1 protein-coding gene is annotated in these 584 nt (G+C 72.9%); it reads right to left on the bottom strand.

What is annotated here, in order from left to right:
- Positions 1–584, bottom strand: a 584-nt coding sequence (locus ADK60_RS23460; protein ID WP_159400544.1) for an acyltransferase domain-containing protein, incomplete at both ends; no start/stop codon positions are given.

The following is a 584-nucleotide window of genomic DNA, read 5'->3' as shown; positions in this document are numbered from 1 at the left end:
CGCGGACGCCTTCGGTGCCGGTGTTCTCGGCGGCCTGGGTGACGGGGCCGGTGAGGACGGGGTGCGGGCTGGTCTCGACGAAGACGCGGTGGCCGGTGGCCAGGAGGGTGGTGAGGGCGGTGTCGAAGCGGACGGTTTCGCGCAGGTTGGTGAACCAGTAGGCGGCGTCCATCGTCGCGGTGTCGATGGCCTCACCCGTGACCGTCGAGATCAGAGGGGTGTGGCCGGTGCGCGGCTCGACCGGGGCGAGGAGTTCGAGGAGTTCCTCGCGCAGGTCCTCGACCTGCGGGGAGTGGGAGGCGTAGTCGACGGCGATCCGCCGCGCCTGGATGCCGTCGGCCTCGCAGCGTGCGGCGAGGGCGTCCAGCTCCTCGGGGGAGCCGGAGACGACGACCTGCTCGGGGCCGTTGACCACGGCGATCTGCAGACCTGCCGTGAGGTGTTCGCCGATGCGCTCCTGCGGAGCCAGGACGGAGAGCATGCCACCGCGCCCGGAGAGGCGGGTGATGGCGCGGCTGCGCAGGGCGACGATCCGTGCGGCGTCGTCGAGGGTGAGGGCGCCGGCGACGTGGGCGGCGGCGATC

It is taken from the genome of Streptomyces sp. XY431 (assembly GCF_001279805.1).
GTDB lineage: Bacteria > Actinomycetota > Actinomycetes > Streptomycetales > Streptomycetaceae > Kitasatospora > Kitasatospora purpeofusca.
This window is presented reverse-complemented; position numbering and strand designations above follow the sequence as displayed.